The organism is Pseudarthrobacter raffinosi (assembly GCF_023913835.1).
Taxonomy (GTDB): Bacteria; Actinomycetota; Actinomycetes; order Actinomycetales; family Micrococcaceae; genus Arthrobacter; species Arthrobacter raffinosi.
Window position 1 is genome coordinate 1 of sequence record NZ_JAMXBG010000041.1, and the last position, 5,901, is coordinate 5,901.

At 63.3% G+C, this 5,901-nt stretch carries 5 protein-coding genes and 1 pseudogene; 5 read left to right on the forward strand and 1 reads right to left on the reverse strand.

Features of this window, described 5'->3' with window-relative positions:
* Positions 1–483 precede the first annotated feature (483 nt).
* A complete protein-coding gene (locus NG697_RS20820; RefSeq protein WP_445260442.1) occupies positions 484–1,872 on the forward strand; it encodes an IS1182 family transposase in 1,389 nt (462 codons plus the stop codon).
* 287 nt (positions 1,873–2,159) lie between these two features.
* Here the strand turns inward: NG697_RS20820 and NG697_RS20825 are convergent, their stop codons facing one another.
* A complete protein-coding gene (locus NG697_RS20825; RefSeq protein WP_252611334.1) occupies positions 2,160–2,795 on the reverse strand; it encodes a TetR/AcrR family transcriptional regulator in 636 nt (211 codons plus the stop codon).
* Positions 2,796–2,877: 82 nt separating this feature from the next.
* Between NG697_RS20825 and NG697_RS20830 the strand changes: the two genes are divergently transcribed.
* From NG697_RS20830 to NG697_RS20845, 4 genes and pseudogenes are all read left to right on the forward strand, one after another.
* On the forward strand, positions 2,878–3,129 hold the full coding sequence (locus tag NG697_RS20830) for a hypothetical protein (protein ID WP_252615085.1): 252 nt from the start codon (positions 2,878–2,880) through the stop codon (positions 3,127–3,129).
* A gap of 7 nt (positions 3,130–3,136) precedes the next feature.
* Positions 3,137–3,652: a DUF2269 domain-containing protein gene (locus NG697_RS20835; RefSeq protein WP_252615086.1), complete on the forward strand. Its 516-nt coding sequence runs from the start codon at positions 3,137–3,139 to the stop codon at positions 3,650–3,652.
* A gap of 138 nt (positions 3,653–3,790) precedes the next feature.
* The gene (locus NG697_RS20840) at positions 3,791–5,062 is read left to right on the forward strand and encodes a YibE/F family protein (protein WP_252611328.1); all 1,272 of its coding nucleotides are present in this window, start codon (positions 3,791–3,793) and stop codon (positions 5,060–5,062) included.
* 304 nt (positions 5,063–5,366) lie between these two features.
* Positions 5,367–5,807 (forward strand): annotated as a pseudogene (locus NG697_RS20845) (recombinase family protein); the annotation flags it as partial.
* Positions 5,808–5,901 lie beyond the last annotated feature (94 nt).

The window sequence follows — 5,901 nt, forward strand, 5'->3', positions numbered from 1 at the left end:
GCTGTGAAACAGAAGGCCCCGGCCCTCACCAGCGGCAGTCGGGCCCCTGCCGTCCGGATACAAGGACATTTCCGCCGGGCAATAGGCCCCGCGGCGCCGCCCAACAACACGACGGAAACCCGCCAGCATCAAGCCGGCGCCGCGGGACCGGCCCGGCGACAATGGCCGCCCCGGACGGACAGGAAACCCAACCACCCTCACCTCATATCGTCTAAACAGCGATACGAAAGGCTAAATGCTGGCGGGAACCGGATGCCTTCGGATTCCCCTTCGCCGACACTGATTTGGAGGCCCCGGGTCCTCTGATGTCCCTAGGTGCGTGGGTCAGTAACCAGGGTGCGGGTTTTAAAACGCCGACGGATTGACCGGTGCCTGGTGGTGGTGACTGGGAGAATCGGGGGCATGGATACTGGTTCTTCCGCGCAGGATGGTTTGTTCGATGAGTCCCTGGTCGAGCGGGTCGAGCAGCCCACGGATGTGTCGATGGATGCCAATGGCGGGGCCAGGAAACGCTTTAGGGCGTTCGAACCGGATGCGGTGATGCTGGTCCCGCCGTCGCTGGAGGAGTGGTTGCCGCAGGGTCATCTGGCCCGGTTCATTGGCGAGCTTGTGGACGATGAACTGGATCTGACCCGGTTCTACTCCTCCTACGCCAAGGCCAAGGGCCAGCCGCCGTATGATCCGCGGCTGATGCTGCGGATCGTGCTTTACGGGTACTGCGTGGGGGTGCGGTCCTCGCGGGAACTGGAAAGAGCCTGCACGGACGTGGTCGCGTTCCGTTGGTTGTGCGCCCAGCAGGCCCCGGATTTCCGCTCGATCGGGCGGTTCCGTGAACGCCACCTCGCGGCCCTGGCCAACGTGTTCCTCCAGGCGCTGGAACTCTGCCGGGCCGCGGGCATGGTCTCGCTGGGCCATGTCGCACTGGACGGGACGAAGGTCCGGGCCAACGCCTCCCGGCATAAGGCCATGAGCTATTCCCGGCTGACCGCGAAACAGAAGGTGTTGGCCGATGAGATCAGCGACCTGATGGCGGAGGCGAAGACCGTGGACGCGGCCGAGGACGCCCGCTACGGGCCGGGCAAACGCGGTGATGAGCTGCCCGCCGAGCTGGCCAACCGGGCCCGGCGCGCCCAGGCCATGAAGACTGCCCGGGCCTCTATCGAAGCCGAAGCCGCCCAGAAGGCCCGCCGTGAGGCCGAGGCGAAAGCCCGGGCCCGCGGGGATGATGACGATGATGTCTCCGGCAAGGGCGAAGCGGCCGCTGCCGCGGCGGTCCCCAAGCCCACGGCCCAGCGGAACTTCACCGACCCCGACGCGAGGATCATGAAGACCGCGGACGGTTCCTACCACTACTGCTACAACGGCCAGGGCGTCGTTGATAAAGATCACCAGGTCATCGTTGCCGCCGAGTTGAACAACACTGCGGTGGACGTGCGGCAACTGGTCCCGATGGTCCAGAACACCCAGGACACCCTGGGCGCCATGCCCCGGAAGTGGAGCGCCGATGCCGGGTATTGCTCGGCGGCGAACCTGAAACACGTCAAAGACCTCGAAGCCAACGGCGCGACGGAGTTCTTCATTTCCACCCGGCGGATGACACACGGGCGCCCGGTCCCGGAGTCGCCCAGGGGCAGGATCCCGGCGGATGCGACCCTGGCCGAGCGGATGGCCCGGAAACTGAAAACGAAGAAGGGCCGGGCGGTCTACGCCCGGCGCAAAGCCATCGTGGAACCGGTCTTCGGACAGATCAAAACGCGGCAGGGCAAGCATGTCCTGTTGCGCGGGCTGGAGAAGGCATCCGGGGAGTGGAAGTTGATGGCCGGCTGCCACAACCTGCTCAAACTCTTCAGCTACCGCACCGCCACCGCCTGAACCGAGCCGGGGATGGTGTCCCGGAATCGAACCTGCACCACCGAACCGCGCCCCGACGGATCCTTCCCGGCTCTCCCGAGAAAATGCCCAGAGTCCGGCACCCTGTCCAGGAAAAGGAGACCGGCCCCTGGGCCGTCACGGTGCAAACCTGCGGAACCGTCAAACCACTACCGACTCACGCACCTAGAGAAACGTACCAACCTGGGCAGGGGCGGAGACTGGAGTCAGAGCCCTTGCCATCGAATCCGTCCTGATCGCTTCCCTCGCACAAGGGCGCCCCGCCGCCACTAGCCCTGGTGAGGGTGCCGGCGTGAATCCTGGTGCGTTGAAGGGGCGCTGGCTCCAGGGTTAGATGCCGCCGGAGGCTGCAGCCCGGCCAGTGTGACTTTGACGAGGCGAAGGACAGCATCGCGGGACACCAATCCACTGGCCGCTTCCAACGCATGAAGGCAGTATCCGGAGAGCTCGTCCGGGGCAACATCGGAGCGGAACACCCCGGCGCCGGCACCATCTCTCAACATCTCCGCCAGGAATTCATGGAGATGCTGGTGCGCGCGACCCACGTGTGAACCCTGGTGCAGGCGTGCGGCCTCAGCACCACCGTCGTGGGAGTGGGAGATCAGCGCGTAGGCCTTCAGGACGGCTTCAAGTTTCCGCTCAGGGCCCGCCGCGCGGTCACGGACCTGCGCCAGATGTTCCAAATGGGCTTGGACCTGGCGTTCGTGCCAAGCCGCCAGGATCTCGTCCACGTCCGGAAAGTACTTGTACAGCGTGGCCCGGCCGATCCCCACGGTCTGGGCGATCTGGGACATCGTCACCGATGACAGCCCGTGACTGGCGACCAAGCCTGCCGTGGTGTCCAGGATCGCCGAACGAACGGCGCTGCGGTGCGATTCGATGGTCTCATTCCAGAGCTTCGGCATTCCTGAAGTATACGCTCCGTCCTACGTTGGACAGGGTGACGCCAAGGAGACATACTGTCTTGTAAACACGCCGCACCAGGAAATGACCAATGGAGAAGACATGGCCCACGAGCCGAACCAACCGGAGAACAGCGATCCGGCCCCGCAGACCCTGACTGGTCCGCCCCGCTGGGTGAAGGTCTCCGCGATCGTCGCCGGCGTCCTGCTCCTGGTCGTTGTTGCCGTGATGCTGCTCAGCGGCGGCCAGCACGGGCCGGCACGGCACGGATTCGGACTGGATGCGCCCGCCTCATCTCCCGCTGCACTGCAAAGCTCCGCCAGCGGGCAGGTGTAAACCCAGAATGGTCCTGACATCTGCGCTGCGGAAATTCCTGCTGACCCTGCATGTCATATCTTCACTGGGCTGGGCCGGAGCCGTTGCTGTTTTCGTCGTGCTCGATGTTGCTGCCCTAACGAGTACTGACCCCCAGCTCGGACGCCTCCTGTGGCTGGCCCTGCAGGCGGCGGCCTGGTCCCTGCTTGTCCCCCTGGCCTTCTCGACCCTGCTGACGGGCGTTCTTCTCGGGCTGGGCACGGTCTGGGGGCTGTTCCGGCACTACTGGGTGCTCTTTAAGCTCGTGCTCACGCTCGTGGCGACCGTCGTCCTTGTGCTGTACACGCAGACGATCCAGACTATCGCGGGGATGCTGAGGGATCCTGCAATGACCGGGATGGACCTTCCCTCTGCCTTCCTGCACACCGGCGGTGGCCTCTTCGTGTTGCTACTGGCGACGATCCTGGCAATTTACAAGCCCCGTGGCATGACCCGGTACGGGCAGCGAAAACAACTGGAGCGGCGCCGGCAGACTGTGCCCTGAGTAGGCGTTCCCGCAGGCATCACCAAAAGGGAACAGGTGGGTCGGACATGGCCGGCCCGCTTGCGTCCTGGGACAGTTGTTGTGTCAGTGCCAGGTAGCCGTGCACCGTAGAGTTCAACGGGTGAGGTTGAACTGCTGATGGGCCACGGACAAAGCCACTCCCATGGCGAGCCGGATCCGTCGCCTCAGGCGATGGCCCTGCGGCGGAGGGCAAATCGGCTGCTGTTGGCCGTTCTGGTGCCTCTGACTCTGCTGACGTTGGCTGCCATGGTCTTGATGTGGCCCTCGGGCAGCAGGGACGGTATCACCCTTACCAGCCCGTACTCAGGTGCGCCCGGTGCGACCTTTGAGAGCGGAAAGATCCAACGCGTAGTTCAGGAAAGCTGTACGCCGGGAGCAAGCCAGGACGCCCAGAGTCAGAGGGGTTCCGACTGCTTGTTTGCGTTCACCGAACCGGACAAGGGCGGCAGCCCAGTCAAGGTGATCATCAACCCGGATGTCGCGAAGTCCCCTGGGATAAATACCGGAGACAACATCAGTTACCTGGATCTGACTTCATCCACGGGCGCTGCAGCCAACAAAGCGACACCCCAATACATCTTCGTGGACTTCGTCCGTACGGTGCCGATCCTACTGCTGGCCATCCTGTATTCCGTGGTGGTGATCGCCGTTGCCCGCTGGCGCGGGCTCCGGGCACTCATCGGTCTCTTGGGTGCCTTTGCCGTGCTGGCCGGATTCATGCTTCCTGGTTTGGTGGAAGGCAAACCCCCGCTCCTACTGGCACTCGTGGGATCCACAGTGATCATGATCGGGATGCTGTACTTCGCACACGGGTTCTCCGCCCGCACATCGACCGCTCTGCTGGGCACCATGTTCGGGCTGGGCATCACGGCGGTGCTGGCAGCCTGGTCAACGGATGCCGCGAATCTTTGGGGCGCAGGGAGCTCCGAAGCCTCGGTCCTGTCCAACATTTCGGGCAACATCTCCATCTCCGGCATCATCCTGTGCGGGCTCATCATTTCCGGACTCGGGGTGCTGAACGACGTCACCATTGCGCAATCCTCTTCCGTATGGGAACTCTACGAACTCGCTCCGGAAACGTCCGCGCGCGACCTCTTCGCCTCTGCCATGCGTATCGGCCGCGATCACATCGCCTCCACGGTCTACACGATCGCGTTCGCTTATGCGGGGGCCGCCTTACCCATCATGATCCTTGTGATGCTCTACGACCGGCCCCTCGGGGAGGCGCTGACAAGTGCCGAAATGTCCGAGGAGGTGGTTCGGACCCTGGTCGGCTCAGTAGGTCTGGTACTTGCTATCCCTGTCACCACCTTCCTCGCCGTGCTGGTTGTCAAGGCAACCGGCACCAAGGGCCCTGTCCTGCCTGCCGCTTCCCAAGGACATAAATGACGACTGTCTCAGTTCCTAGGAAGTGGAACGCCCAGGACCGGCCCTTCCAAAAATGGCGACAGGCGACCAGATATCGTGTGATTGTCATCGTCGGTTGTGACACAGGGAGCACCCGGCCAGTTATTCACTGGGCTGGCGCGTCCAGCTAGGGCACACCCCAACCTGACGAACAGGACGCGTATGTCTTGACGTTCTTCTGGGGCGGGCCTAGAACTCAACCTGACAGAACAGACTGGGGAGGTCTTGACTTTCAGCTGGAGCGGGCCTAGAAGTCATCCTGACAGAACGAAGGTTGGAGGAAATCGTGGCTGGCCAGCGGATCGGATACGTGCGAGTGAGCACTCTGGATCAGAACGAGAAGCGCCAGCTCGAAGGCCAGGTTCTGGACCGGGTCTTCATGGACAAGGCCTCCGGCAGGGACACCGCCAGACCACAGCTCACAGAGCTGCTGCGGTTCGCCCGTGACGGGGACACCCTGGTTGTGCACAGCATGGACCGGCTCGCACGCAACCTCGATGACCTTCGCGCCCTGGTTCACGTCCTAACCCGCATGGGCGTGCGGGTGGAGTTCGCCAAAGAAGGCCTCGTCTTCACCGGCGAGGACTCGCCCATGGCCAACCTCATGCTCTCCGTCATGGGCGCCTTCGCCGAATTCGAACGCTCCCTCATCAGGGAACGCCAAAGGGAAGGCATCGCTCTGGCCAAGCAGCGCGGCGCCTATAAAGAGCCGAAAAAAGGGCTCTCCTGACTCTTCCGTGGGCGTTTTGAGCGCGCCTTAACGGACGCACGCCGCTTTCCGTCTATAGGTTTCTGACTGTCTAAGGAAAGAAACTTTTAGA

Excerpts from the sequence above, each read along its gene's own strand:
- NG697_RS20830 (WP_252615085.1), top strand. The coding sequence starts at position 2,878 with ATGACCAATGGAGAAGACATGGCCCACGAGCCGAACCAACCGGAGAAC.
- NG697_RS20825 (WP_252611334.1), bottom strand. The coding sequence starts at position 2,795 with ATGCCGAAGCTCTGGAATGAGACCATCGAATCGCACCGCAGCGCCGTT.
- NG697_RS20840 (WP_252611328.1), top strand. The coding sequence starts at position 3,791 with ATGGGCCACGGACAAAGCCACTCCCATGGCGAGCCGGATCCGTCGCCT.
- NG697_RS20820 (WP_445260442.1), top strand. The coding sequence starts at position 484 with ATGGATGCCAATGGCGGGGCCAGGAAACGCTTTAGGGCGTTCGAACCG.
- NG697_RS20835 (WP_252615086.1), top strand. The coding sequence starts at position 3,137 with ATGGTCCTGACATCTGCGCTGCGGAAATTCCTGCTGACCCTGCATGTC.